Below are 26,698 nucleotides of genomic sequence, written 5' to 3' on the forward strand. Positions count from 1 at the left end.
CCGGCGGCGCCGGCGGTCAGCGGATCTCGAGGTCGGCGCGGGAGCGCGCCAGCGCCGCCTCGGCGCCCTCGTGGCGCACTTCCCGCAGGAAGTTGAACTCGCCCGGCTGGAAGTGGATGTTGCTCAGCGAGGCGCCGACCACCGTGGTCGCGGCGAAGGACAGCCCCACCCCGAGCTTCTCCAGCGAGGCGAAGACCGCGTACTTCTCGGTGACGATGCCGTCGCGCATGATCGAGGCGCACATGGCCGCCAGTTCCGTCGCTCCTTGGGCGGCGTCGTCGGCCACGCGGTCCACGAGCCCGTGGTCGAGCGCGGTCGGCGCCGACCAGGCGACGTTGCAGTACATCAGCTCCTTGGCCCGCTTCAGCCCGACCGTGGCGAACAGCAAGGACATGTCGCCGTCCACCCCGACGTTGTGCCACCGTGGCGAGCCGAAGGTGGCGTCCCCGGCGGCCACCACCAGGTCGGCGCACAGCACCAGATACAGGCCGGTGTCCCAGCAGCGGCCGCGCGCCTCGACGATGGTCACCTTCCGGCAGTGCAGCAGGCGCTGGTAGAGCCCGTTCCTCCCCCACCAGGCGTCGTCCAGGGCGATCAGCCGGGCGCGCTGGCTCGGGTGCTTGCGGACCGCGCCGCCGGGCGCGTCGGTGTACTGCTCCCAGGCGTCGGCGGGGTCCCAGCCGGCGCACAGGTCGTCGCCCTCGCCGCGGATCAGGACCGCCTTCACGTCGTCGTCCTCGTCGGCGTCCGCCAGATGGGCGGCGAAGGCGGTGGCCATGGCCCGGGTCATGAGATTCCCGGCGGCCGGCCGGCGGATGGTGATGGTCGCGATGTGCCGGTCGTGGTCCTTGGTCAGTTCGACCGTGCCGTCGTTCATGCCCGCTCCTCCGCGAGACCGGATCCGACCGCCGCGCGGTGGATCGCGTAGTGGTCGGCCAGGTCGAACTCCCGGCCCACGCCGTGCGCGTCGTAGACGGCCTGTTGCAGCATCTTCGACATCGTCACCCCGTCCAGCGGCATGCCGCGGACCGCGGCGGTCATCCGCTCGGTCTCCGCCCGCAGCCGGCCGGTCGGCACGACCCGGTTGACCAGACCGATCCGCAGCGCGTCGGCGGCGGTGTACGTCTGGCCGCGCAGCAGCCACGACTTGGCCCGGTTGAGCCGGATCGTGAGGGCGGCGAGCACGAAGTTCGACTCGGGCACGTCGAGGAAGGGCGAGCCGAAGGCGGCGTCCTCGCTCGCCACGGCCAAGTCGGCGCACAGCAACAGTGCGCTGCCCGCGCCGTGGCACGCCCCGCGGACCTCGGCGACCACGACCTTCTTGGCGAAACAGGTGGCCTGGTACACCGCGGTCGAGGCGGCGAAGGCCCGGTGCCAGGTGGTGGGTGTCCCGGCGACGGACGGGAATCCGGTGGGCGTCGCCGGGGCGAAGTCGGGTCCTGTGGCGCGCAGCACGATGGCCTTGACGTGGTCGTCGTCCGACGCCTCGACGACGGCCGCGGCGAGCCGGCCGGCGAAGTCCGGGTCGTGCGCGGTGAGCGGCGCGAAGCTCGGCACCTCGATGTAGGCCCGGCCGTCGGCCGTACGGAGGTCGACCGCGGTCATGCCGTCACCCCCGTCCGGGGGTCCGCCGCGCCCTTGCGCTTCTTGTCGGCGTCCAGGGCGCCGCCGACACCGACGGCCTTGGCGGTCTTCCAGAAGTCCATCTCGTCCGGTCCCGACTGGAGGAAGTGCGACACCAGCAGTCCGGTGATCGAGGGGACGCTGGTGTCCATCACTCCTTCGGCCGCGCGCAGTCTCGACTTCAGATACAGCAGGTGGCCGGGCGGCCGGGTGGCGATCGCGGAGGCGATCTCGCCGGTGGCGGCGGCGAGATCGGCGGCCGGGACGACGGTGTCGACAAGGCCGAGGTGGTGCGCCTCGGTCCCGCTCATCGGCATCGCGGTGAATCCGGTGCGCCGGGCGGCCTTCATGCCCAGGATGCGGTTGATGTGCACGCTGGCGACGGCGCCTGCCGGGCCGAGGAAGCGGGCCTCGAGCGCGCCGATCCTGGTGTCCTCGGCGGCCGTCACCACATCGGCCTTGCAGGCGATCATGAAGTACGCGGCGGCGGCGCAGTAACCGTGCAGCTGGGCGACGGTGACCTTCGGCGAGCGGGAGATCGCCTGGCTGAAGCCGAGCCGTCCCCACGCCATGTCGGCGCCGTAGCGGTAGCCGACGGTCAGGGTGCGGCGCCGTTCGTGCGGCCGTTTCTGGCCCCACTGCTCATTGATCTCGTTGCCGCTGCAGAAGGATTTCCCGTTGCCGCGGATCACGATGACGCGGACCCGCGCGTCGTCCCCGGCCTCCGCCATCAGGTCGATGATGCGGTCGCGCATCGGGACGCTCATCGCGTTGTGCTTCTCCGGACGGTTCAGTGTCAGATACGCGATGCCGGCCGTCTCGTCCACCTCGTACAGCACTTGTCCGGCCGCGGCGGCGATGCTCTCCGGTGTTCCGTACTTCACGCCTTCTCCACCTCTTCCGCCTCCTGTTGTGCTCGCGCCGGTCCGTCCGGATCCGGGGCCTCGGCCTGTTCGACCACCCCGCTCGCGAGGAGTCGTTCGATCCGGTCGTGGGGGAAGCCGAGGCGGCCCAGCACCTCGCGGGTGTCGGCGCCCAGTTCCGGTGTCCAGCCGCCGACCCGGGCGGGTGTGGCGCTGAGCAGGAACGGATTGCCGACGGTGCGCACGGTCCCCCAGTCCGGGTCCGGCTGCTCGACGACGAAGCCGTTGGCGAGGACGTCGGGGTCCCTGGCCGCTTCGACGAAGGTGTTCACGGGCGCCACCGGCACCCCGTGGTCCCGCATCCGCCGGACCCAGGTGTCGCGGTCGGCGGTGCGGAAGATCTCCTCCAGGACCGGCTCCAGGATGTCGCGGTGCCGCTCGCGGATCCTGCTCCTGGCGAACCGCGGATCGTCGCGCAGGTCGGGTCTGCCGAGGGCCCCGGTCAGCCCGTCCCACACCTTCTGGTCGGTGGCGCCGATCACGATCCAGCGGTCGTCCCCGCAGCGGAAGGCGCCCGAGGTCGACGTCACCCGGCCCTGGGTGCGCCGCACTTCGTCGCCGTGCAGGGCGATGGTGACCTCGGCGGTGTGCATCGCCAGGCAGGAGCCGACGAGCGAGCCGTCGACCCGCTGGCCGTGTCCGGTGCGTTCCTTGACCAGGAGGGCGGTCAGGATGCCCATGGCGAGGAAGACGGCACCGGCGGAGTCCGCCATACCGCGGCTCGCCAGCCGGGGCTGCCCGTCCGGGGTGCGGACGAAGTCCGAGAGGCCCGACACGGCCTGCGCGACCATGTCGAACATCGGCTCGCCGCTGTGCGGCCCGAGCGGTCCGTGGCCGGACGCGGCGGCGTAGACGAGCCGCGGATTCTCCTGGCGCAGGGTGTCGTATCCCAGGCCGAGTTTCTCCATCACGCCGAGCCGGAAATTCTCCACGACGACATCGCACTCGCGCGCGAGGGCCTTCACGATGTCCCGGCCCTCGGAGGTGGTGATGTCGACGGCGATCGACTTCTTGCCCCGGTTCAGGCCGGTGAAGAAGCCCGCGAAGCCGTCGGGCGCCTGGCGCAGCCGCCGGTCCCACTCGCCGCCCGGCCGCTCCACCTTGACCACGTCCGCGCCGAGGTCGGCGAGGATCCGGGTGGCGTAGGGCCCTTGGAGGAAACGGGTCAGATCGAGCACCTTGACGCCGTCGAGTGCGCCCGGCGCGATGTCCGCACCGTCGGAGGCGATGTCCGTACCGTCGCCTGCGTCGGGCGCGATCTCCGGGGCGTCGGATGCGCCGGCCGCGCTGTCCGTGCCGTTCATGAGTCCTCCCGTGCCGTGGTCGTGACGAGTACGTCGAGGGCCTCCACACGGTCGCCGTTGACCCGCAGCGGGTTGACCTCCAGGGTGTCAAGGCCGGGGCCGACCGACAGCGCGGCGCGGCTGATCGCGACGACGGCCTCGCTCAGCGCGTCCAGGTCGGCGGCCCGGCCGCCGCGCGCGCCGTGCAGCAGGGCGGCGCCCTTGAGTTCCGCCAGCATCCGGCGGACCTCGCGCGCGTCGACGGGCAGCACCCGCAGGCTGGTGTCCTTCATGACCTCGACCCACACACCGCCGAGTCCCACGGCGAGCACCGGCCCGAAGGTGGCGTCGACGGTGACGCCGACGAGGAGTTCCTGGCCCGGCTCGCGCATCGGTGAGACGAGCACACCGCGTACGTCGGCCGCCGGCACCTCGCGGGCGACCCTCGCCAGTATCGTCCCGTACGCGGTCTCCGCCGCGTCCGCGTCCGCGACGCCGAGGAGGACGCCGCCGATGTCGGACTTGTGGGCGATCGCCCGCGAGCAGATCTTCATCGCCACCGGACCGCCGAACTCCGCCGCCGCGGCCGCCGCTTCGGCCGCCGAGGTGACCAGTCGGGCCGGGACGACCGGGACGCCGGCCGCCGTGAGCAGCGCGCGGCCCTCGTCCTCGGCCCAGGTGCCGGCGGCCGGACCCGCGGCGGGCGCCGACGCGGCGGCCGGCGGGTCCGCCGCGTCCGGCGTGCCCGCGGCGAGCGCGTCGCGCTGCTCCACCCAGCGGGCCACATGACCGAGCGCGGTGACGGCGAGGTCCACGCCGGGCAGCAGAAAGAGGTCGTTCTGGGCGAGCAGCGACCGGGCGTACGGCGAGACGTCCAGGCAGGTGTTGGACGACAGGAAGACCGGTACGGGCGCGGCCGTGACGATCTCGCCGATGATGCCCATGCGGCTCTCGATGAAGGCCGGGTCGGCCGGGCGTTCGTCCGGCAGCGGGGTCATCATCGAGAACATGAAGTCGATCCCGGCGTCCTCGACGGCGATCTCCATCAGGTCGTCCTCGGCCTTCGTCGGGCGGGGTCTGGCGCGTGCGTGGCCGAAGCCGGTGGTGTCGAGCGGGTTGAGCACGGAGGCGAACTCCGGGAGGTGCGCGGCCAGTCGGGCGCTGGTGTCCTGCTGCCAGGCGGGCAGGGCGAGGCCGTTGACGGCCGCGAGGTCGGCGATGATGTTGCAGCCGCCGCCCGAGGAGGTCACCACGCCCATCCGCCGTCCGCGCGGCAGCCGCGGGCTGTAGCCGAACACCCCGGCGGTGGCGACCAGTTCCTCGATGCTCTCGACCCTGACCATGCCGGCCTGGCGGAAGGCGGCGTCCACGACGGCGTCGTCGGTGGCCATCGCGCCGGTGTGCGCCATGGCCGAGCGCATGCCTTCCTCGCTGCGCCCGGCCTTGTAGACCACGATCGGTTTTCCGGCCTCCAGCGCCTTGCGGCCGAGCGCAAAGAGCCGGTCGGGCTCGCGTACGGTCTCCAGGAACAGCGCGACGGCGCGGGTGTTGTCGTCCTCGATCAGATAGTCCAGGACGTCGAGGCTGGTCAGCACGGCCGAGTTGCCGACCGACGCCCACAGCGTCGAACCCACGCCGTGCGCCTGCGCGAACTGGTAGGTCGCGCGCGCCATCGAGCCGCTCTCGAACACGGCGCCGACCGGGCCGGCCACCGGCGCGGTCTCGGTGGCGACGGCCCAGGGTGCGACGCCGTCCACCGCGTTGATGAAGCCGATGGTGTTCGGGCCCATGACGGTGAGGTCGAACTCGACGGCGCTGCGCGCCAGTCGGTGCTGCCGGTCGCGTCCGTCGGCGCCGGTCTCGCCGTATCCCGAGGCGAGCACGACCGCGTTCTTGATCCGGGCAGCCGCGGCGTCCGCGAGGATGCCGTCGACGCGGTTGGAGCCCACCATGATGTAGGCCATGTCGACGGGCTCGGTGAGGTCGCGCAGCGTGGGGACGGTCGGCTTCCCGAAGACCTCGTCGTATTTGGGGTGGACGAAGCGCACGTCCTTCACGCCGCCGCCGAGTTCGAGGGAGTTGAGCAGATTCCGCGCCCAGCTGGAGCTCGGCGACGCCCCCACGACCGCGATGCTGCGAGCGCCGAAGAAGCGGCGCAGCCTGGCCGGCTCGACGATCGAGCGTCGTGCTGCGTAGTCAACGGTGAGCATGGGGCGTTACTCCTCGAACGTCGGAAGTTTTATTTAGCCACGTAAAATATTATACGTACTTCACGGGCGGACAGATGTGAACTCGGTTACGCCGCGGCCCGACTCAGCCGAAATAGGCGGCGTTGAGTTCCGCCCCGCGCAGCGAGGACGTCGAGCCGGAGGCGGCGATCCGGCCGTCGCGCAGGACGATCATCCGTTCCGCGGCCTTCGCGAGCCGGTCGCTGTTCTGCTCGACGACCAGCATCGACATGCCTTCGGCCCGCAGCGACTTCAGCGACGCGTAGATCTTCTCGACCACCACAGGCGCCAGGCCCAGCGACGGCTCGTCCAGGAGCAGGAGTCTGGGCCGCTGGATGATGGCGCGGGCCAGCGAGAGCATCTGCTGCTCTCCCCCGGACAGCAGCCCCGCCAGCTGTGTGCGCCGTTCCGCGAGGATCGGGAACAGTTCGTAGACCAGGTCCTGCACGTCCGCGATCCGGCGCCGTACCGCGCGGCGGCTCAGCCGCATCGCGGAGATCTGCAGATTCTCCTCGACGGTGAGCGGGCGCAGCACGCGGTGGCCCTCGGGCAGGATGACGATGCCCTTGCGGACGCAGGCGGCGGTCGATGCCCCGTTCATCCGCTCGCCCCGGAACACGACCGCGCCGGAGCGGGGCTTGAGCCCGCCGCTCAGCGCCCGCATCAAGGTGGTCTTGCCCGCGCCGTTCATGCCGACCAGGCCGAGGAGTTCGCCCTCGTCGAGGGCGAAGGAGATGCCGTGCAGGACGGGTTGGTGGTCGCCGTATCCGACCACCAGGTCGGTGACGTCCAGCAGTGGTGTGCTCATCCGGGGACCCCCAGGTAGGCGGAGATGACCTCTTGCTGCGCGAAGACCTCGGCCGGCGGGCCCTCGGCGATGACCTGGCCGTGGTCCAGGACGTAGACGCGGTCGCAGGCGCTGGTGATGAGGGGCAGATTGTGGTCGACTAGGACGACACCGAGGTCGCGCGCGCCCAGTGCCCGGACCGTCGCGGCGATCTCCTCGCGCTCGAACTCGGTGAGTCCCGCGCCGGGTTCGTCCAGCAGCAGGAACGCCGGGTCGAGCATCAGATTGCGGGCGATCTCGACCAGCCGGAGCACGCCGTACGGCTGGTCCTTGGCCCGACTGTGGGCGCGGTCGGCGAGCGCGAGGTCGGCGAGCAGCGTCATCGCCCGTTCGCGGCCGGCCACCGCCTGTCTGCGGGCGGCCGGGCTCAGCAGGGACTGCCGGAACCAGCCGACCTTGCCGATGCCGTCCCCGGCGAGCATCACGTTCTCCAGCAGCGTCAGTTCGGGGATGACCTTCGGGCTCTGGAAGGTGCGGCCGATCCCGGACCGTACGAGATTCTGCGGGGGCGAGCCGAGGATCTCGTCGTCGCCGAGCCGGACCGAGCCGGTGGCCCGTACGTCGCCGGTGATCGCGTTGAGCAGGGTGGTCTTGCCCGCGCCGTTGGGGCCGATGAGGCCGATGACCTCGCCAGTAGAGAAGGACAGCGAGACGTCGTTGACCGCTGTGGTCCCGCCGAAGGCGACCGACACCTCGCGCACCTCGACCCGCAGGTCCCGGTGCACGGCCTTGACCGCGTCCGCGAGGCGGTGCGTCACGGCCTCCGTGACCGCGGCCGGGTCGGCGTCCGCGGCGGATTCCGCGTCCTCGGGTTCGGGTTCGCCGACCGGATCGGGCCGCCGTCGGTGCACGATCCACTTGACCAGATTGTCCAGGCCACCGGCGATCCCGCCGCGGGTGAGGACGACGAGCACCAGGATGCCCACGCCGTAGACCAGGTCCTGGGCCTGGCTGGTGGCCAGCGACAGCTCGTCCATCACCACGATGGCGATGACGCCGAACACCGGGCCGAGGAAGTATCCGCCGCCGCCGAGGATCGCGGCGAGCAGCAGCGCGACCAGCCGGGTGAAGCTGAAGGTGTCGAGGTCGATCACCAGCTGGAAGTGCGCGAACAGCACTCCGGCCAGGCCCGCGAGGGCCCCCGACAGGGCGAAGGCGACCAGCCGGGTCGAGTCGGGCGAGACACCGACCGCGGCGAGCACCCGGGGGCCCTCGCGCAGCGCGGTCAGTTTGCGCCGCATCGCGGAAAGGTGGATGCGCAGCACCAACTCGTAGGTGAGCCAGGCGAAAAAGGCCGCGAGCCAGTAGTACGACAGGAATCCGCCGGTGAGCTGATACCCGAAGAATGTGGGCAGCGGAATGCCGTAGACGCCGATCGTGCCGCCGCTGAATTTGTGCCAGTTCACCATGATCTCGGCCAGCGCGAGCGCGAAGGCGAGGGTCTGGATGGCCAGGAACAGTTCGTTGAGCCCCCGGGTGGGGACCGCCACGAGTACGGACAGCACCGTGGCGACGGCTACGGCGATCACCAGTGACGGCCAGAACGGAATTCCGAACTGGACCTCCAGATAAACGCTGGTGAAGGCGCCGACACCATAGGTGATGACGATCGAGAGATTGAAGATGCCCGCGTAGCCGTAGACGATGTTGAAGGCCGCGGTGAGGATGTAGGCGATGACCCCGGCGGACGCGAGATGGACGTAGTAGTCGTTGCCGCTCGCGACGAGTCCGACGATCACCAGGACCAGCGGTCCCGCGACATGCTTCGCCCAGGACGACGTCAGGGCCTGCTTGAGTCCGTCGGCCTTGCGCGGCGCCGGGCTCTGCGCCCGTGGGGCGGTCTTGTCCAATCCGATGGTGCTCATACGCGCTCAGCCGTTCCGCGGAAGGTGAACAGCCCTGTCGGCCGCACGAGCAGCACCAGGGACAGGATCACGAAGAGTGAGGTCAGGTGGTAACTGGCGGCGATGTGCTGGTCGGTGAACGTCATGACGAAGCCGGCCACGACCGCCCCGCCGACCGCGCCGAAGAGGCTGCCGAGGCCGCCGATGACGGCGCCGACCAGGCTCAGCACCAGCAGGGTCGGCGCGACATCGACCGAGACGCTGCCGAGCGACGCCTGGAAGACGCCCCCGATGACCAGGCAGGCGCTGGAGACGACCCAGGCGAGCAGTTCGAAGCGCATCGTGCGGACGCCGTAGACCTCCGCCAGTTCGTGGTCGAAGGAGACCGCGGACAGATGGTGTCCGATGAGGGTGCGGTCGAACAGGAACCACATCACGATCACCAGCAGCAGCGACAGGCCGATGACCAGCAGCCGCTGCTTGGACGTCTCGTAGGAGCCGATCGAGACCGAGCCGTGGATCCAGGGCTGGACGATCGACGGCTCTCCCCCGAACCACGTCCGGGTGAGGAAGTTCAGCAGCAGGCCGAAGCCGAGGGTGGCCAGCGTCAGTCCGATGACCGGTACCTTTTTCCGCTGCGCCGGCACGATCGCGACGACGTAGCACAGGGCGCCGAGGATTCCGCCCGCCAGGATGGTGAGCAGGACACCGACTCCGCTGTTGTGCGTCCCCCACGAGGCGCACGCGGCGCCGGCGAAGACGCAGAAATTGCCCGCGCCGAAGTTGACGACTCCGCTCACCCGGAACACCAGACTGACCGCCAGGACCAGCGGAATCAGCACCGCCGCCTGCGACAGGCCGGTCACTACCAGCGAGATCATCGCGCTCTCCCTTGTGACTCGGAAACGGCCCCGTCAAGATTCCTTCACATGGCTAACTTGTATGAGACTGAGGTTCCCCGGCACACCTGTCAATGGGTTGTCGGAAACCTTTCGCGTCGACCCGCACGGGCGCTGACACATTTACTTAGCATAGTGTAATGTTCGTCGCCCGACCATGCTTGCGTCCGCAGAGAGGTGCGTTGCCATGACGACCGAGCCGCTGCTCCGGCTGTACCACACCGGGATCATTGTCGACAGCCTCGACAAGGCGATGGCGGCCATGGGCGACGCCCTGCGCCTGGACTGGGCGCCGCCGCTGACCTCCACGGTGCCGCTGGAGTGCCCGGACGGCGTCGTCGGGCGGGAGGTCCGCTTCGCCTACTCGCTCCAGGGGCCGCACTTCGTCGAGCTGCTGGAGCAGATCGACCCGGCGCCGTACGTGAATGTCACCGGCGGCCGGCGGGTGCACCACCTCGGCTACTACACCGACGACCTGCGCGCCGCGGCGGCCTCCCTGGAGGCCAAGGGGTACCGGCGCGAGCTGAACGGCGTCGCCGCGGACGGCGGCATCGGCCGCGCCACCTTCCACTACAACCCCGAGTCGCCCGGCATGTGGATCGAGCTGGTCTCGCACGAGGTGGCCGAGGAGATCGACGGCTGGATCGCCGAGGCCGCCGCCGCCAAGAACGTCCCGTACGTCTCGCCGTTCGCATGAGCGGGCCGCTGGCGGATCTGCACATCCTCGACCTGTCGACGTACGTGGCCGGCCCGTCGGCGACGATGACGCTCGCACAGCTCGGCGCGGACGTCGTCCGCGTGGACCCGCTCGGCGGGGCGACGGACACCCGGCGGCTGCCGCTCGGCGCGGACGGCACCAGCCTGTACTGGGCCGGTCTGAACAAGGGCAAGCGCTCGGTCGAGCTGGATCTGCGCTCGGAGTCCGGCCGGGACGTGGTCCGTTCGCTGCTCGCGGCGCCCGGCGACGGCCACGGGCTGCTGGTCACCAACGCGGTCGGACAGTCGTGGCTCGATCACCGCGAACTCCGGCGGGTCAGGTCCGACGTGATCGTGGCCCGTATCGGCGGGCGCGGCGACGGGCGTCCGGCCGTCGACTACACCATCAACTCCGAGGTGGGGCTGCCCTGGCTGACCGGTCCGGTGGACTCCGCTCGCCCGGTCAACCACGTACTGCCCGCCTGGGACCTGCTCACCGGCCTGCACATCGCGCTCGCGCTGCTGGCCGCGCACCGCGAGCGCACGGCCACCGGACGGGGCCGGCTCATCGAGGTCGGTCTCGCCGATGTCGCCGCGGCGACCATGGCGCACCTCGGCTTCGTCGCCGACGCGGTGGTCAACGGGCCGGGACGGCTGCGCGACGGCAACTACCTGTACGGCAGCTACGGTTGCGACTTCGCGACCGGCGACGGCCGCCGGGTCATGGTGGTCGCCCTGACGGCCCGTCACTGGGACACGCTGGTCGAGCTGACGGGGACCCGGGCCGTCCTGGACAGCCTCCAGCGCGCCCTCGACACGGACTTCGGCGACGAAGGGGCGCGCTACGCGCACCGCGACCTGATCTCGGCGGTCCTCGCACCCTGGTTCTCCGCCCGCACCCATGCCGAGGCGGTCGCCGCGCTCGACGCCGGCCGTGTGCTGTGGGGCGACTACCGCACCCTCGGCGAATTCGTCACCGATCCGCTGGTCACCGCCAACGACCTCTTCCACCAGGTGGATCAGCCGGGTGTCGGCGTCTTCCCGACGCCGGGCCCGGTGGCCAGGTCCGCCGGCTGGGGGCTCGGCGAGCCCGTACCGGCGCCGCGGCTCGGCGCCGACAACGACACGGTCCTGCGCGAGTGGCTGCGGACGGAAAGCGGGCGGGCATGACGACGGACCGGCTCTTCCTCACCTTCACCCATCTCACCGACGCCACCCGGCACGCCGAGTACAACGCCTGGCACCAGCTCGACCACCTGCCGGAGAACCGCCTGCTGCCGGGCGTCGCCTGGGGCGACCGCTGGGTTCGTACCCCGGGGTGCGCGGCGGCCGGCCATGTCGGCGACCCGGCCTTCGCGCCGGTCCAATACGCGGTCGCCTACGGTTTCCGGCACCCGCTGGAGACCGCGCTGCGGGACTGGACGGACCTCAATCAGCGGGCCCTGTGGTGGGGGCGCCGCCCCGAACTGGCCTGGACCCGGCGGCAGCCGGCCGGTTTCTTCCACCCGGTCAAGGACTACGCGGCGCCCCGGGTGCTCGTCGCGCCCGCGGCGCTGCCGCACCGGCCGCACCGAGGTGTCCATCTCACGCTGTCCAGGACGGCCGCGCCCGACACCGCGGCCGGCGCCGCGTATTTCGCGGCGCTCGACCGGCAGGTGGTCCCCGCGCTGCTGGCGGTCCCGGGTGTCGCGGGCGCGGCGACCTACCGGTTCGCCGAGGGCGCCGCCGCCTTCGGGGCGCAGGGCCCCGAAGCCGACGGCGGTCTGACGCTCCGCCTGCTGTATCTCGACGGCGACGTCCTGGAAACGAGCGCGGCCGTCGAGCGGGCGCGTCCTGACTGGATCGGGCGGGGCAGCGCGGCCGGCGACGTGGAGCACGTCCTGCTCAGCACCCCGCTGCTGTCAATCCGTCCGTGGGAGTGGGACTGGTTCGACGGCGACCGCATGTGAGGCGGTTCGCCGGCGGCGGCTCGGCACGCAGCCGCTGACCACGACGGAGGCCACGCAGGTGCCGGCGCAGGCGAGCGCCGCCCAGGCCAGCCCGGTGGAGGTGGTCTGTCCCCCCGGTCCCGCGGCGGCGCCGACCAGCGCCGCGGTGGCGGCGCTGCCGACCGCGCCGCCGACCGCCCGCAGCAGGATGTTGACGCTCGTGGCGCTGCCGGTCTCGCCCGGCTCGACCGCGTCCACGATGAGCCCGGGCAGGGTGCCGAAGGTGGCCCCGGCGCCGCAGGACGTGAGCACGACCGATGCCAGCAGCAGCGACAGATGCCCGTCGACGCCGATCAGCATCAGCGGCCCGAGCGCGCCCACGACTCCCCCGGCCGCCAGGGCGATCCGCCGGCCGCGCGCCCTGGCCAGGGCGGTCGCGCCCCTGCTGCTCAGGTAGTTGCAGACCGCGATCGGCGCCATCACCACACCGATGGCGCTGAGTCCGAGCCCCACCCCGTACGAGGTGTCGCGGGGCGCGAGGCCGATGCGGGTGATGAGGACCGGGGTGTTGTACAGGCTCACGCCCATCAGCAGACCGGTGAGATGCGCGGCGAGCACATCGCGCCGGGCGAACAGCCGCAGTTCCACCAGCGGGTGCGGGACGCGCAGTTCGAGCCGGATCCAGGCGAGCAGCAGGACGGCGGCGGCAGCGGCGAGCGCGGCCACGCCCGCGCTGGTCCAGCCCCACGCGTTGCCCTGGCTGATGGCCAGCAGCGCGCACGCGGTGGCGGCGATCAGGACGACCGCGCCGGGTACGTCGAGCCGCGGGTCGCCGTCCCGCGCCGCCACCGCGGGCAGGCCGCCGGCCACCGCGAGCGTGACGAGCAGCGACAGCAGCGCGGCGCCGCCGTACGCCGCCCGCAGGCCGAGGTGATCGGCCACGAAGGTCGTCAGCGGATAGGCGGCGCCGACGCCGAGCGCGGTCGTGATCGACAGCAGCGCGATCAGGCGTGCCGTCGCGGGACCGGTGAACAGGTCGCGGGCGCAGGCGATGGTCATCGCGACCAGGGCCACCGCCACCCCTTGGAACGCGCGGCCGGTGAGAAAGACGCCGTACCGCGTCCCGAGGGCGGAGACGGCGCAGCCGAGCGTGACCAGCGCGCAGACGACGATCATCGCGGGTCTGCGCCGCCGCCCGTCCGCGAGCCGGCCGAGCAGCGGCGTCAGTGTGGCGCCGACGAGCAGGGTGATGGTGTACGACCACTGGGACGCCTCGGTGCCGACGCCGAAGCTCTGCTGGACCTGCGGGACGAGCGGGCCGCCGAGGGTGACGACGGCCGCCGAGACCAGGGCGGCGCACACCAGCAGCGCCGACAGCGGCCGTCCGCGCAGGGCCGGCCGCGGCGCCCGGTCGTTCAGAGGGTCACCGTCAGCCTGTCCACCGACCGCATCTTCAGGCCCGCCCACCGGGGCGTGAAACCGTCGGCCAGACGCATGTCGGGGAATCGGTCGAGCAGTACGTTCGCGGCCATCTCCAGCTCGGACTTGGCGAGCATCGCGCCCAGGCAGAAGTGCCGTCCGGAGCCGAAGGCGAAGGTGTCGCCCGCGGCGGAGAAGGTCTTGGTGTGGTCGAGGTCGGGGCGGTGGAAGTCAAAGGTGTCGGGGTCGTGGAAACGGTCCTCGTCGCGGTTGGCGGACGCCATGAGCAGCATCACCAGGGTGCCCGCGGGCAGGTGGGCGCCGTGCAGGTCGACGTCCTGGGTGGTCTTGCGGCCGTTCATCTGTGACGGCGGGCTGATCCGCAGTGTCTCGCTGATCGCCGGGACGACCTGGGCGCGATCCTCCCGTACCTCCTCGAACAGCTCCCGTTCGCGCAGCAGATAGGCGAACATGCTGGCCAGTGCCTTGCCCGTGGTCTCCGAGCCCGCGTTGAGCAACTGCGTGACGTGGGTGAGGATTTCGAGGTCGTCCAGCCGTTCGCCGTCGATCTCGGCGGTGATCAGGCCGGAGATGAGGTCCTCGCCGAGGTGCGAGCGGCGGTCCTCGACGACGGGGGCGAGGTACTCCCACAGTTCCTTGGTCGCGCGCCGGCCGCGCTCGTCGATCTCCGGGTCGCGGGCCAGATTGCCGAGGAAGGCGACATGGCGGCTGTACCAGTCGAAGAAGCGGTCGTAGTCGCTGTGCGGCAGCCCGAGCATGTCGGTGATCACGTACACCGGGAGGTAGTAGCCGAAGTCGGCCAGCAGGTCGACGGTGTCGCCCGGCCGGAAGCCGCGGACGATGTGCTCGGACGCGGAGGTGACCGAGCGGTCCAGGATCGTGGCCACGTTGCGCGCGATGACCGGCGCCCATTTCTCCAGGCCCTTGCCGCGGAAGTAGGGCGTCACCAGGGCCTTCTTGCGGCTGTGCTCGGCCCCGTCCATCTGCAGCATCGAGCGTCCGAACACCGGCTGGAGGCTGACCTCGTAGTTCTGTGTGGAGAACAGCGGGTTGCGGTAGGCGAATCCGACGTCGGCGTGCTTGCTGATCAGATAGCCCTGGTAGCCGTCGTCCCAGTGGACCGGGTCCTCGGCGCGCAGTCTGCGGTAGAAGGCGTCGGGGTCGGCGGCGACCTCGGCGGACAGGAATCCGGGCAGGGCCCGCGCGGTGGTGCTGGTCATCGTGCTGTCGCCTCCTGCGCGATCTCGTCGAGTCGGTATCCGGGCGTGCCTCCGGTGAGCGGCATGACGGTCAGCGAGAGGCCGCCGTCGACGGGCAGGTCGACGCCGGTGATGTGTCCGGCGCGCGGTCCTGCCAGGAAGAGCACCGCTTCGGCGATGTCCTGGGCGCGTGCGATCTTCCGCATGGGCGAGACCGCCTCGCGGTAGCGGCGGTTGGCCCGTGCCGCGGCGTCGCGCGCGTCGCCGAACGATCCGCGGGTGAGCCCGGTGTCGGTGGGGCCCGGCGAGACGCAGTTGGCGCGGATGCCGTGGCGGCCCCATTCGACCGCCATCTGCTGGATCATCATCTTCAGCGCCGCCTTGCTCGCGCTGTACATCCCCAGCGGCGGCGTCGGGTGGGTCGCGGAGATCGACGCCGTGGCGACGATCGCGCCCCGGGAGTCCCGCAGCGCCGGGAAGGCGGCGCGGGCCAGCAGGAAGGTGGCGCGCGTGTTGACGTCGAAGGTCCGCTGGTAGGTGTCGAGGCTGAGGTCTTCGAGGGCGTCGGCGGAGCTGATGCCGGCGTTGCTCACCAGGGCGTCGAGGCCGCCGAAGGCCGATACGGCCTGTTCCACCGCTTTGCCCGCCGCCGCCGGGTCTCCCAGGTCGACCACCAGCGGCAGGCATTCGGCCCCGGTGCCGCGCAGTTCGGCGGCGACCGCTTCGACGGACTCGGCGTCACGGTCCAGCAGCGCCAGGCGTACCGGTCCGGTCCCGGCGCTGTCCGCCGTGTGGGACGCGAGCGTCGCCACCGCCTGCCCGATCCCACTGCCCGCGCCCGTGATGACGTATCGCACCGGAACCTCCCGATCATTCATTTAGCGATGTGAAATAAGACGATAGGATCGGCGTCCGCCGCAGTCAAGGCGCATGTCAGCGGCCTTGCGGCGGCGCCCTCAGCCGGTGAGCCTGACCGGCATGGCGAGCGGTGTCCGCAGCGACCGGCCGCCCCACCGCAGCTCCGCCCCGGCCAGCCGCGCGCCCGGATACTCGCGGGCGAGCGTGCCGAACAGCGCCGTCGCCTCCATCCGGGCGAGCCCCGCGCCCAGACAGAAGTGCGGTCCGAGGCCGAGGGAGACGTGCGCGCGGCTGTCCGTACGCGCGATGTCCAGTTCGTCGGCGCGCTCGAAGACGTCCGGGTCGCGGTTGGCGGCGGCCAGCACACCGATCACGGTGTCACCGGCCTCGACCGGCACCCCGTCGATCTCCCGGCTCTCCTTGGCGACGTACGGCAGGAAGTGCGCCGGCGTGACGAAGCGGAGCAGTTCCTCCACCGCCGCCGGGACGCGCTCGGGCTCGGCGACGAGCAGGTCCCACTGGCCGGGGTGCCGCAGCAGTTCGAGCAGTCCGATGGCCAGCAGATTGCTGGTCGTCTCATGGCCGGCGAAGATCATCAGCGCCATCATCGCCATGGCTTCCTCGTGGGAGACCACACCCTTGCGCTCGGAGTCCAGCAGCGCCGCCACCAGGCCGGTCTCGGCCCCGGTGTCCCGCTGGCGCGCGACGAGGACGTCGATGTAGGCCATCAGTTTCCGGTACGCCTCGTCGGCCTCGATCGCCGCCCGCTCCGAGTCGGCGTTGAATTTGTTCTCGGCGATCTTCTGCGCCCAGGAATGGACCATGTCGAGGTCGTCGATGGGGATGCCCAGCAGGTCGCCGAGGACCTGGAGCGGCAGCGAATAGGCGAATTTCTTGAAGTCGGCCTCGCCGCCGCCCTTCGCGAGCGCGGCCAGATTGCGCGCGACCCGTTCGTCGACCTTCGCCTGCATCTCGCGGGCCAGGCTGCGCGCCGAGAACGGCGGCTGCACCGTACGCCGCACCCGCGGGTGGTCCGGCGGGTCCATCCGCACCAGCTGGTGGAATTCGTGGTCGAGGACCCGCCCGAAGGCCGCGCTGCCGTGCGGGCCGAAGTCCCGCTTGGCGCGTTCGTAGCGCGCGGAGGTCTTGGTGCCCTGCCGGCTGTAGAGGATGTTGTTGTCCCCCAGCAGTTCCTGCACCCGCTCGTGGCGGCTGAGGATCACCATGTCGTCCTGTTTCCAGACCGGGATCTCCTCGCGGAGCCTGTTCCAGGTCGGGTACGGATCCGCGAGCCTGCCGCCGTCGCCGGCCAGCAGCGCGCGTACGTCGTCCTGCAGCGAATTCATGCCCGCACCTCCACGACGAGCTTGCCGACGGTACGGCCGCGCAGCAGGTCGGCGAAGGCCGCTCCGGCCGCGGCCAGCCCCGGGGCCTGCTGGATCTCCTGGTCGAGTGTGCCCGCCGCGATCATCTCCGCGAGGGCCTTGCGCGCCTGCGCGTTGTCCGCGGCGAAGTCGGCGGCGCGGAAGCCCTGGACGGTCAGCGAGCGGGTCACCAGCCGGAACCAGTTGTCCAGCGGCAGCGGCGGGACGACCGCGTCGGCGATGCCCGACATCTGCCCGCACAGCGCGACCCGGCCGAGCGGCCGCAGCCGTTCCACGAGCCGCGCGGACACCTCGCCCCAGACGTTGTCGAAGACCGCGTGCACCCCGTCGGGCGCCCAGCGGTCGACCTCCGCCCGCCATTGCGGCGACCGGTGGTCCACGGCGCGCACACCGAGCCGGGCCAGCCCGGCCACCTTGTCGGGGCCGCCCACCACACCGAGCACCTCGGCGCCGCTCGCGGCGACGAGTTGGGCGGCGGCCTGGCCCACCCCGCCGAAGGCGCCGGTCACGACGACCTTCTCGCCCGGCCGGGGCCGCAGCACCCGCGTCACGCCGAAGTAGGCCGTCAGACCGGTCAGTCCGAGCAGTCCGACGGCGTGCCGCAGCGGTACACCGTCCGGCACGTCGTACGGCTCCGCGTCCGCCGCCGGTACGGTGACCGCGCTCGCCCAGGCGCCCGGGGCGAGCACGGTGTCCCCCACGGCGAAGCGGTCGCTGCGGGTCGCGGTCACGGTGCCGACGACGCCCGCGGGCGGGACGAAGCCGGCACCCTCGGACCTCATGCGGATCCGCTGCGAGGGGTCGAGCGAGGCGTAGCCGACGCCGACGGTGATCTCGCCGTCGGCCGGTCCGGGCAGTTCGCGCGCGGCCACCTCGAACGAGGCGGCGGTGATGGGATCCGCGCCGTCATGGGTGAGCCGGACTTCGCTTACGGTGACCGACGCCGCCATGCGACCTCCTTCGCTTGCACGGTAATTTAGCATGGTTAAGGAATAAGCGAGAGTGCGCGGCCGGAAAATTGTCCGCACCGCGAGGGAGCGGGGGGCTTACCGGCTTACCGGAGCGGGTCGACGCCGCGATGGTCGCTGACGGCCGCCGCCAGGCCCGCGAGGTGGTGCCGCCGGTTGCCCAGCAGGTGCTCGATGGTGGTGAGGCGCATCGCGTAGTGGCCGACCCCATACTCCATGGTCAGGCCGATGCCGCCGTGCAGTTGGATGGCCTCCTGGCCGATGCGCCGGCCGGACTCGGCTGCCCGCAGCTTGGCGCGCGAGGCGGCCTCGACGCCTTCGGCCTCGTCGCCGTCCTGGAGCACCAGCGACGCCCAGAGCGCCATGCTGCGCGCGAGTTCCAGGCACACATACATGTCCGAGGCACGGAAGGCGAGATTCTGGAACGCCTTGAGGGGCTTCCCGAACTGGTGGCGGTCACGCAGATAGTCGCGGGTCATCTCCAGCGCGCGTTCCATGGCGCCGAGCGCCTCGTGCGCGTACGCCACTTGGGCGCACGCCCGTGCGTACGCGATCGTGCCGCTCGCGTCGGCGGCCGGATCGCCGATCGGCCCGGCGGCCGTCCCGTCGAAGGTCACCCGGGCGGCGCGGCCGCCGTCGTAGGTGGCGAACGCCGTCCGCTCCCCCTGGGCCGTGGTGAACAGCGCCGGTGTCCCGTCGACGTCGGCGACCACCACGAGCAGGTCCGCGCGTGCGCCGTTGAGCACCGGCGAGGCGCCGCCGTCCAGCACCCACAGGTCGCCGTCACGCCGTGCGGTGACCCCCGGGCCGCCCACGTACGCGGGCAGGACCGTACCGTTGGCGATCGCCGAGACGTCGGCGTCGGCCCGCGCCAGGAGCCCGCCGCAGAGCACGACGGCCTCCACGAAGGGCTCGGGCGCCAGCACGCGCCCCAACTCCTCCGCCACGACGGCGACCTCGACGGGCCCGGCGCCCATGCCGCCTGCCTCCTCGGGGAAGGGCAGGCCGAGCACCCCCATCTCGGCGAGCCGGGACCAGACGGCCTCGTCGAATCCCGGGTCCTTCGCGGTGGCGGCGCGGCGCCCGTCGATCGTGGCGTAGGTCTTGCCGAGCAGGGCGCGCACCGCTTCGCGCAGCGCCCGCTGTTCGTCGCTGTAGTCGAAATCCATCCCTCAGAGCCCCAGGATCGTGCCGGCGATGATCTGTCGTTGCACCTCGCTGGAGCCGCCGTAAATGCTGGCGGCCCGCAGATGGAGGTAGTTCGGCGCGGCCGTCCGCGTCCAGGCGGGCGCGCCCGCCGCCGGGTCGGAGCCGAGCCCCTGCTCACCGGCCAGGCCGAGGACGAGTTCGGTGACCGCCTGTTCCAGTTCCGACCCCGCCAGCTTCAGGACGGACGAGGCGGGCTGGGCCTTGCCGTCCGCCGAGTCGGCCGCGACCCGGATCGAGGTCAGCTCGACCGCCAGCAGGTCGTTCTCCAGCCTGGCGAATTCCGCCGCGAGCAGCGGGTCCTCGCGCAGCCGCTCCCCGGCCCAGGTCTTGGCCTGCGCCAGCAGCCGCTTGGTCCCGCCCACGCCCGCGATGCCCACCCGCTCGTTGCCGAGGAGGAATTTGGCGTAGTCCCACCCTCGGTTCTCCTCGCCGACGAGATTCCCGGCCGGGACGCGGACGTCCTCGAAGAAGACCTCGTTGACCAGATCACCGCCGTCGATGAGCCGGATCGGCCGGACGGTGACGCCCGGTGAGGTCATGTCGACGAGCAGGAAGGAGATGCCCGCCTGCCGGCGGGGGGCGTCCGGGTCGGTGCGCACCAGCGTGAAGATCCAGTCGCCGTACTGCGCGTAGGAGGTCCAGATCTTCTGGCCGTTGACGACGTAGTCGTCCCCGTCGCGGACGGCCGACGTCCGCAGCGCGGCCAGGTCAGAGCCGGCGTCGGGTTCGGAGAAGCCCTGCGACCACCAGATGTCGACCCTCCGGGTGGCCGGCAGGAAGCGTTCCTTCTGCTCGCGCGAGCCGAACGCGGCGATGACCGGGCCGACCATCGAGGCGTTGAAGGTCACCGGCGGCGGAACGCACGCCGCGCTCATCTCCTCGTGCCAGATGTGCCGCTGAAGGGGCGTCCAGTCCTTGCCGCCCCACTCGACCGGCCAGTTGGGCACGGCGATACCGGCCGCGTCAAGCGTCCGCATCGACCGGACCATCTGCTCCTTGGTCAGCTCCTCGCGCGCCGCCACGGTCTCCCGGATGTCCTGCGGCACCTGGGTGGTGAAGAACTCCCGCAGACCCGCCCGGAAGACCGCGTCCTGCGGCGACAACCTCAGCTTCATGCCACTCCTTCGGGGCAGCCCTCGGGTGCGGGACCCACACCCTCAAAATTTCATTTAACATCCCTAAGTAATATGGCTCACCGTCGCACGGGCCCCGGACCGTGTCAAGGACGGCCGGGGCGAAAAAGGGCTTACGCGGTGCGAGGCTTCCGTGAAGTGGGACTTACGTGAAGAGGGCTTGCGCGGTGAAGGGCTCAAGCAGTGGAGCGCTCACGCGGTCGCACGGACCGGGTCCAGGAGGTGCGGCAGGCCCACGAGCCGGAAGATGTGCGCGGCGGCGGGGTCGGGGCGGGTCCGCAGGACGATACCGCGGTCGTGCGCGTAGTCGTATGCGTCGGACAGTACGTGCAGCGCGGTCACGGTGACGACCGGATCGGTCAGGCGGACGACCAGCAGGGGCTGCCGGCACCGGTCGAGGGCGGCGCGCAGCAGGGCGAGGGCGGGCTCGCGGTCCTCGAAGTCGATGACGTCCGGGATCTCGACGAGGTCCGCGCCGGCGGTGTGCCGGGTCAGGGCGTCCACGGCGCGCCTCCCCCGGCGCCGGGTATGACGCGCCACCACGACCGCGCCCGGTACGGCAGGTCGTGGTGGCGGATGGCCGCTGGGGGCAGCGGCGGCGTAACGGTGTCGGTCATGCCCGGCGAGTACCCCTGTGCCGGGAAGCAAACGGCGCCCGGCGGACCGCCCCGGCGCGGCCGGCTCGGCGGCCTCAGCGGCCGATGGCGTCGCGCGCCTTGTCCATCATCGCGGCGAAGGGACCGGTCATGGCCAGGGCCGCGGGGGAACCGGTCGCGGTCGGGTGCGGGTGGGTCGGCGCCAGGTGCTCGGCGCGGCGCAGCCGCTCGCCCATGGAATGCCGCTGGTCGGCGGTGCACTGCGCGACGATCGCCGGGAATTCCTCGCGTTCCTCGTGCTCGGCGTGCGAGCTGACCGCCTGCTCGAACTCGGCGATGGCGGACGCGAATTCGGGGCTCGCGACGTCCATGGACTCCAGCTGCTTCAGGACGCGGCTCGCCTCCTTCTCCTCGGCGTTGCGGGCCTCCGCCTCGCCCTCGCCCGCGGTCTTCTTGGCCACCGGCCGCAGGATCAGTTCCTCGGCGGCCTCGTGCACCGCCAGCAGGCCGCGCAGTTGGTCGAAGGCGGCCTCCTTCTCGTCGCCCTCGCCGAGGGCGATCCGGGCGAACAGCCCGCGGATCCGGGCATGCTGTTCCAGCAGCAGCGCCACGACATCGCCTTCCGGCAGCTTCGCCGCCGCGGCCCTCTCATCGGCTGCGCTCATCACAGACTCCTTGCCTTGTGCTCCGTGGATGTCCTCCGCCGCACGCGGCGGAGCTTCCACGTGACCGCGTGACCCCTGAACGGCACGGGAAACACGCGGCGCTCAATCGGTGCCGGATTCACCGGCTCCCCCGCCGGACTCGTCGTCGGCCTCGCGCTGCGCGCCCACGTTGGGGCTGGTCGCGTCGCCCGCCTCGCCGTCCCTGCCGCGCGTGCGGTGCTCCTCACCGAGTTCCCTGACCAGTTCCTCGGCGGTGCCGCCGTGCTCGCGGCGGGTGCCGTCCCCGGTGTCGTCCTTCTGTTCACGGCCCATGGCGGTCTCCTTCCGTGACGCCCTCTTCACGAGCGCTCACCCGGCGGCTTCCCCACGCCGTCCGCCCGTAACGGGACAGGCCGGGTGCGCCGCCATTCGGAGCCCGCCGTTGGGGAAGGGCGCACACAGTGCCGCAAACCGGGCACGCTCCGGGGACAGGAGGACTTGCGACGGACGAACGGACAAGGAGCGCGGACGGTGAAGAGCCTGTTGGAAACCCTGCCCGTCGCCGAGCTGCGGAAGGTACGGGCCGCGCGGCCGGGCGCGGAGCTCGCGGCGCGGCCGATGCTGGCCACGCTGAGCGACCGGCGGGACTTCGGTACGGACTGGATCTTCGAGCGCAAGCTCGACGGGGTACGGGTGCTCGCCGTACGGGAGGCCGGCGAGGTGCGGTTGCTGTCCAGGACCGGACGGCGGCTGGACTCCGCCTATCCGGAGATCGCGGACGCCCTCGCCGCGCAGGAGGCGGACGACTTCACGGTGGACGGCGAGGTGGTCGCCTTCGACGCCAGGGGCCGTACCGATTTCTCGCTGCTCCAGCAGCGCATGGGTCTGACCGACGCGCGCCGGATCCGCGCCACCGGGGTGGCCGTCACGTACTACGTCTTCGACCTGCTGCGGCTCGACGGCGCCGATGTCACCGCGATCCCGCTGCGGTCGCGCAAATCGCTGCTGCGCAGGGCGCTGATCTACCGGGCGCCGCTGCGCTTCACCCCGCACCGCAACGAGGGCGGCCAGGAGCTGCTGGACCAGGCGTGCGGCCGCGGCTGGGAGGGCCTGATCGCCAAACGCGCGTCGGGCCCGTACGAGCCGCGCCGCTCCGGCGCGTGGCTGAAGCTCAAGTGCGGCCTCGGCCAGGAATTCGTGATCGGCGGCTTCACCGAACCGGCCGGGGCGCGGATCGGTTTCGGCGCCCTGCTGCTCGGCTACTACGAGGGCACGCGACTGCGGTACGCGGGCAAGGTCGGCACCGGCTACGACGACCGCACCCTGCGGGAGCTGCGCGAGCGTCTTGACGGTCTCGAAACCGGCCGCTCGCCCTTCGTGGACACCGTCCGTGAGCGCGCGCCGCACTGGGCCGAGCCCAGACTCGTCGCGGAGGTCGGCTTCTCGCAGTGGACGCGCGACGGCATGCTGCGCCATCCCCGCTTCCTCGGCCTGCGGGACGACAAGCGGCCCTCCGACGTGGTCCGCGAAACCCCGGCGGGACCGTGATTTTGCCGGGCGCGGCCGCCGCGCCCGGCCGGTGTGATTGACCTGGGCCGTTCCGGGCACCCGGACCGCGCACGGCCCGATCGGCCGATCCGGGCGCGTGGGACCCAGGGGTCCGGGCAGGCGCTTCACGAAGGTCACTCGCCGCTCCACGACGACGGGCGCACCGCACCGGACGTTCGACCGCAGACGGCACGACCCGCGACCGTCCCATCGGCGCCTGCCATGACGCCGGCCACGAGGCGACGGGCGGATCACGCCGGGAAGGGCGCGTATGAGCAGCAGGGAAGCATCCCCGACCGGACGAGGGGACGCGGCAGGGCTGTCGGCGCCGGACGCCGCCGTGCTGGAGGCGGCGCTCCGGGACGGCGTGGACGGCGAAGTGCGCTTCGACGCGGGCAGCCGAGGCGCCTATGTCACGGACGGCTCGAACTACCGGCAGGTGCCGATCGGGGTGGTCGTGCCGCGGTCGGTGGACGCCGGGGCCGAGGCCGTACGGATCTGCGCGCGCTTCGGGGCGCCGGTGCTGTCGCGCGGCGGCGGCACCAGTCTGGGCGGCCAGTGCACCAACACGGCCGTCGTCATCGACTGGACCAAATACTGCGGCGCCCTGGTCTCGGTGGACGCCGAGCGCCGCACCTGTGTCGTGGAGCCGGGCATCGTGCTGGACGAGCTCAACCGCGCGCTCGCGCCGCACGGCCTGATGTTCGGGCCGAAACCGGCCACGCACACGCACTGCACGCTCGGCGGGATGATCGGCAACAACTCCTGCGGCGCCTCGGCGCAGGCGTACGGCAAGACCGCGGACAATGTGCGCCGCCTGGAGGTGCTGACCTACGACGGCACCCGGATGTGGACCGGCCGCACCTCGCCGGAGGAGTACGACAAGATCGCCGCGGCCGGCGGACGGCGCGCGGAGATCTACGCCGGGCTGCGCGCCCTGGCCGACCGCCATCTGGCCGACATCCGCCGCGGCTACCCGAAGATCCCGCGCCGGGTCTCCGGCTACAACCTGGACGATCTGCTGCCGGAGAACGGCTTCCATGTGGCCCGCGGGCTGACCGGCAGCGAGGGCACGCTGGTGACGGTGCTGCACGCCGAGCTGGACCTGGTACCCGTCCCTGCCGCCGAGGCGATCCTCGTCCTCGGCTACGACGACATCTGCGCCGCCGCCGACGATGTGCCGAGGCTGCTGGAGCACAGCACGCCCGGTCAACTGGAGGCGCTGGACGACCGGATGGCGCAGCTGATGCACGAAGAGGGCAGCCATCTGGAGTCGCTGCGCTCCTTCCCCGAGGGCAGCAGCTGGCTGCTGGTGCAGTTCGCCGGTGACGACCCGCAGGACGTGGACCGGCAGGCGCACGACCTGCTGCGCGCGCTCGGCAAGGACGAGAAGGACCCGACGGTGGCACTGTCGGAAGACCCGGCGCGCGAGCGGCGGATGCTCAAGGCGCGGGAGGCCGGGCTCGGCGTCACGGCCCGGCCGCCCGACGACCGGGAGACGTGGGAGGGCTGGGAGGACTCGGCGGTCCCGCCGGAGCGGCTCGGCGACTATCTCCGGGATCTGAAGGGCCTGTTCGCGGAATTCGGTTACGACCACCCGTCGCTGTACGGGCACTTCGGGCAGGGCTGTGTGCACACCCGTATCCCCTTCGGCCTGCGGGACGCCGACGGTGTCGCCGCCTTCCGCGCGTTCCTGCACCGGGCCGCCGAACTCGTCGCCTCCTACGGAGGGTCGCTGTCCGGCGAGCACGGCGACGGCCAGGCGCGCGGCGAGCTGCTGCCGGTGATGTTCGGCGACCGGCTGGTGGGCGCCTTCGGGGAGTTGAAGGCGCTGTTCGACCCCGACGACCGGATGAACCCCGGCAAGGTCGTCCATCCGCAGCCGGTCGACGGGCAGTTGCGGCTCGGCGCGCACTGGCGTCCGCGCGACGACAGCGATGCCCGTTTCGGCTATCCGGAGGACGGTCACTCCTTCAATCAGGCCGTGCTGCGCTGCGTCGGCATCGGCAACTGCCGCGGTCACGAGGGTGGCGTGATGTGCCCGTCCTACCGGGCCACGGGCGAGGAGGAGCATTCCACCCGCGGCCGGGCCCGGCTGCTGTTCGAGATGATCGGCGGCCACGAGGACTCACCGGTCACCGACGGCTGGCGGTCCACCGAGGTCCGTGACGCGCTCGACCTGTGCCTGGCCTGCAAGGGCTGCAAGTCCGACTGCCCGACCGGCGTCGACATGGCCACGTACAAAGCGGAATTCCTGTCCCACCACTACGAGAGGCGACTGCGGCCCGCCGCGCACTACGCGTTGGGCTGGCTGCCGCTGTGGGCCCGGCTGGCGCAGGCCGCGCCCGCCATGGTCAACGCGGCGCTGCGGGCGCCGGGTCTTGCCCGCGCCGGCAAGCGGCTGGCCGGCGTCGCCACGCAGCGGGAGGCGCCGCTGTTCGCGCGGGAGTCGTTCGTGAGCTGGTGGCGGTCGCACGACGCGGGCCGGCCGGCGCCGGATCCGGCCGATCCGCGGACCGTCGTGCTGTGGCCCGACACCTTCAGCACGTACTTCCACCCGGCGGTGGCGCGTTCCGCGGTGGCGGTGCTGGAGGACGCCGGCTTCCGGGTGGCGGTGCCCACCGAGGCGGTCTGCTGCGGACTGACCTGGATCTCCACCGGCCAGCTCGGGATCGCCGAGCGGGTGCTGCGCCGCACCACCGAGGTACTGCGGCCGTGGATCGAGGCGGGCACGCCGGTGGTGGGCCTGGAACCCTCCTGCACCGCCGTCTTCCGCGCCGACGCGCCCGAACTCCTGCCGGACGACGAGGACATCAAACGGCTCGCCGCCCAATTCCTCACCTTCTCCGAGCTGTTGCTCCAGCGGGCGCCCGAGGGCTGGCAGCCGCCCGCGCTGAGCCGGGCCGCGACCGTGCAGACGCACTGCCATCAGCACGCGGTGACGACATTCGACGCCGACCGCGAGGTGCTGCGGCGCGCCGCCATCGACGCGGACGTGCTGGACGAGGGCTGCTGCGGTCTCGCCGGCAATTTCGGCTTCGAGGCGGGGCACCACGAACTGTCCATGAAGATCGCCGAGTCGGGCGTGCTGCCCGCCGTCCGCAAGGCCGCGCCCGACGCCCTGGTGATCGCCGACGGCTTCAGCTGCCGCACCCAGATCGAGCAGGGCGGCACCGGCCGCGCGGCGCTCCACCTGGCGGAGGTGCTCGCCCTCGGCCTGAACGGCCCGGCGCCCGCAGACCGGCCAGAGAAGGCCGCCGCCCGCACCGATGCCCCGACCCGTACGGCGGGCCGCCTGGTCACGGCCGCGGCCGGCGGCGCCATCGCGGCCGCGGGCGCGGGCACGTACGCGCTGATCCGCCGACGACGGCCCTGACCCATCCCCCCGGCCCCCGGCAGCGACCGCCGTACGGACCTCACGGCCCGCACCGAACTCAGGGAAAGGAA

The 26,698-nt window shown here is 71.9% G+C and carries 24 protein-coding genes; 5 read left to right on the forward strand and 19 right to left on the reverse strand.

Translation table 11 applies throughout. The features are described 5' to 3' along the window. Positions 1–16 precede the first annotated feature (16 nt). From BM076_RS27395 to BM076_RS27430, 8 genes are all read right to left on the reverse strand, one after another. The gene (locus BM076_RS27395) at positions 17–877 is read right to left on the reverse strand and encodes an enoyl-CoA hydratase/isomerase family protein (RefSeq protein WP_093716399.1); all 861 of its coding nucleotides are present in this window, start codon (positions 875–877) and stop codon (positions 17–19) included. Next, positions 874–1,605 (reverse strand): enoyl-CoA hydratase/isomerase family protein, encoded by a 732-nt coding sequence (locus BM076_RS27400; RefSeq protein ID WP_093716400.1) that lies wholly within the window; start codon positions 1,603–1,605, stop codon positions 874–876. Before BM076_RS27400 ends, BM076_RS27395 begins: the two co-directional genes overlap by 4 nt. After that, positions 1,602–2,507, reverse strand: coding sequence for an enoyl-CoA hydratase/isomerase family protein (locus tag BM076_RS27405; protein WP_177246643.1), 906 nt, complete (start codon positions 2,505–2,507; stop codon positions 1,602–1,604). The genes BM076_RS27400 and BM076_RS27405 overlap by 4 nt, the downstream gene beginning before the upstream one ends. Further along, positions 2,504–3,850 (reverse strand): CaiB/BaiF CoA transferase family protein, encoded by a 1,347-nt coding sequence (locus BM076_RS27410; RefSeq protein ID WP_093716401.1) that lies wholly within the window; start codon positions 3,848–3,850, stop codon positions 2,504–2,506. Before BM076_RS27410 ends, BM076_RS27405 begins: the two co-directional genes overlap by 4 nt. Then, positions 3,847–6,039 carry an acetate--CoA ligase family protein gene (locus BM076_RS27415; protein ID WP_093716402.1) on the reverse strand — a complete coding sequence of 731 codons (2,193 nt, stop codon included), beginning with the start codon at positions 6,037–6,039 and terminating at the stop codon, positions 3,847–3,849. The genes BM076_RS27410 and BM076_RS27415 overlap by 4 nt, the downstream gene beginning before the upstream one ends. A 103-nt stretch (positions 6,040–6,142) precedes the next feature. Next, positions 6,143–6,865: an ABC transporter ATP-binding protein gene (locus tag BM076_RS27420; RefSeq protein ID WP_093716403.1), complete on the reverse strand. Its 723-nt coding sequence runs from the start codon at positions 6,863–6,865 to the stop codon at positions 6,143–6,145. After that, positions 6,862–8,769 (reverse strand): branched-chain amino acid ABC transporter ATP-binding protein/permease, encoded by a 1,908-nt coding sequence (locus BM076_RS27425; RefSeq protein ID WP_093716404.1) that lies wholly within the window; start codon positions 8,767–8,769, stop codon positions 6,862–6,864. The genes BM076_RS27420 and BM076_RS27425 overlap by 4 nt, the downstream gene beginning before the upstream one ends. Next, positions 8,766–9,629: a branched-chain amino acid ABC transporter permease gene (locus tag BM076_RS27430; protein WP_093716405.1), complete on the reverse strand. Its 864-nt coding sequence runs from the start codon at positions 9,627–9,629 to the stop codon at positions 8,766–8,768. The genes BM076_RS27425 and BM076_RS27430 overlap by 4 nt, the downstream gene beginning before the upstream one ends. A 205-nt stretch (positions 9,630–9,834) precedes the next feature. On the opposite strand from BM076_RS27430, the gene BM076_RS27435 reads away from it, so the two are divergent. From BM076_RS27435 to BM076_RS27445, 3 genes are read left to right on the forward strand one after another with little or no spacing between them, the layout of a single operon-like run. Then, positions 9,835–10,344, forward strand: a complete 510-nt coding sequence (locus BM076_RS27435; protein ID WP_177246644.1) for a VOC family protein — start codon at positions 9,835–9,837, stop codon at positions 10,342–10,344. Next, a complete protein-coding gene (locus BM076_RS27440) occupies positions 10,341–11,513 on the forward strand; it encodes a CoA transferase (protein WP_218160121.1) in 1,173 nt (390 codons plus the stop codon). The genes BM076_RS27435 and BM076_RS27440 overlap by 4 nt, the downstream gene beginning before the upstream one ends. After that, entirely contained in the window at positions 11,510–12,292 is a 783-nt protein-coding gene (locus BM076_RS27445) for a hypothetical protein (RefSeq protein WP_093716407.1), read from the forward strand. Before BM076_RS27440 ends, BM076_RS27445 begins: the two co-directional genes overlap by 4 nt. Here the strand turns inward: BM076_RS27445 and BM076_RS27450 are convergent. The 11 genes from BM076_RS27450 to BM076_RS27495 form a co-directional block, all read right to left on the reverse strand. Next, positions 12,245–13,738, reverse strand: coding sequence for an MFS transporter (locus tag BM076_RS27450; protein ID WP_177246645.1), 1,494 nt, complete (start codon positions 13,736–13,738; stop codon positions 12,245–12,247). The two genes, BM076_RS27445 and BM076_RS27450, sit on opposite strands and share 48 nt — an antisense overlap. Continuing rightward, positions 13,687–14,931: a cytochrome P450 gene (locus BM076_RS27455; protein ID WP_093716409.1), complete on the reverse strand. Its 1,245-nt coding sequence runs from the start codon at positions 14,929–14,931 to the stop codon at positions 13,687–13,689. The genes BM076_RS27450 and BM076_RS27455 overlap by 52 nt, the downstream gene beginning before the upstream one ends. Next, a complete protein-coding gene (locus BM076_RS27460; RefSeq protein WP_093716410.1) occupies positions 14,928–15,767 on the reverse strand; it encodes an SDR family NAD(P)-dependent oxidoreductase in 840 nt (279 codons plus the stop codon). Before BM076_RS27460 ends, BM076_RS27455 begins: the two co-directional genes overlap by 4 nt. A gap of 99 nt (positions 15,768–15,866) precedes the next feature. Further along, positions 15,867–17,114: a cytochrome P450 gene (locus tag BM076_RS27465; RefSeq protein ID WP_093716411.1), complete on the reverse strand. Its 1,248-nt coding sequence runs from the start codon at positions 17,112–17,114 to the stop codon at positions 15,867–15,869. Further along, positions 17,111–18,103 (reverse strand): MDR family NADP-dependent oxidoreductase, encoded by a 993-nt coding sequence (locus tag BM076_RS27470; protein ID WP_177246646.1) that lies wholly within the window; start codon positions 18,101–18,103, stop codon positions 17,111–17,113. Before BM076_RS27470 ends, BM076_RS27465 begins: the two co-directional genes overlap by 4 nt. A 104-nt stretch (positions 18,104–18,207) precedes the next feature. Further along, complete coding sequence (locus tag BM076_RS27475) at positions 18,208–19,290, reverse strand: acyl-CoA dehydrogenase family protein (RefSeq protein WP_093716413.1); 1,083 nt, start codon at positions 19,288–19,290, stop codon at positions 18,208–18,210. Between the two features lie 3 nt (positions 19,291–19,293). Further along, on the reverse strand, positions 19,294–20,445 hold the full coding sequence (locus tag BM076_RS27480; protein ID WP_093716414.1) for an acyl-CoA dehydrogenase family protein: 1,152 nt from the start codon (positions 20,443–20,445) through the stop codon (positions 19,294–19,296). Between the two features lie 210 nt (positions 20,446–20,655). Beyond that, positions 20,656–20,967, reverse strand: a complete 312-nt coding sequence (locus tag BM076_RS27485) for a hypothetical protein (RefSeq protein WP_093716415.1) — start codon at positions 20,965–20,967, stop codon at positions 20,656–20,658. Continuing rightward, positions 20,955–21,080 (reverse strand): hypothetical protein, encoded by a 126-nt coding sequence (locus BM076_RS38065; RefSeq protein ID WP_265737115.1) that lies wholly within the window; start codon positions 21,078–21,080, stop codon positions 20,955–20,957. The genes BM076_RS27485 and BM076_RS38065 overlap by 13 nt, the downstream gene beginning before the upstream one ends. A gap of 74 nt (positions 21,081–21,154) precedes the next feature. Beyond that, complete coding sequence (locus tag BM076_RS27490) at positions 21,155–21,724, reverse strand: hemerythrin domain-containing protein (RefSeq protein ID WP_093716416.1); 570 nt, start codon at positions 21,722–21,724, stop codon at positions 21,155–21,157. Between the two features lie 102 nt (positions 21,725–21,826). Further along, positions 21,827–22,036, reverse strand: coding sequence for a hypothetical protein (locus tag BM076_RS27495; RefSeq protein WP_093716417.1), 210 nt, complete (start codon positions 22,034–22,036; stop codon positions 21,827–21,829). Between the two features lie 198 nt (positions 22,037–22,234). Here BM076_RS27495 and ligD point away from each other — a divergent pair, with 198 nt between their 5' ends. Together ligD and BM076_RS27505 are read left to right on the forward strand one after the other, a co-directional pair. Next, positions 22,235–23,251, forward strand: coding sequence for a non-homologous end-joining DNA ligase (gene ligD, locus BM076_RS27500; protein WP_093716418.1), 1,017 nt, complete (start codon positions 22,235–22,237; stop codon positions 23,249–23,251). Between the two features lie 271 nt (positions 23,252–23,522). After that, a complete protein-coding gene (locus tag BM076_RS27505; protein ID WP_093716419.1) occupies positions 23,523–26,627 on the forward strand; it encodes an FAD-binding and (Fe-S)-binding domain-containing protein in 3,105 nt (1,034 codons plus the stop codon). Positions 26,628–26,698: the final 71 nt, after the last annotated feature.

It is taken from the genome of Actinacidiphila alni (genome assembly GCF_900112845.1).
GTDB classification, from domain to species: domain Bacteria; phylum Actinomycetota; class Actinomycetes; order Streptomycetales; family Streptomycetaceae; genus Actinacidiphila; species Actinacidiphila alni.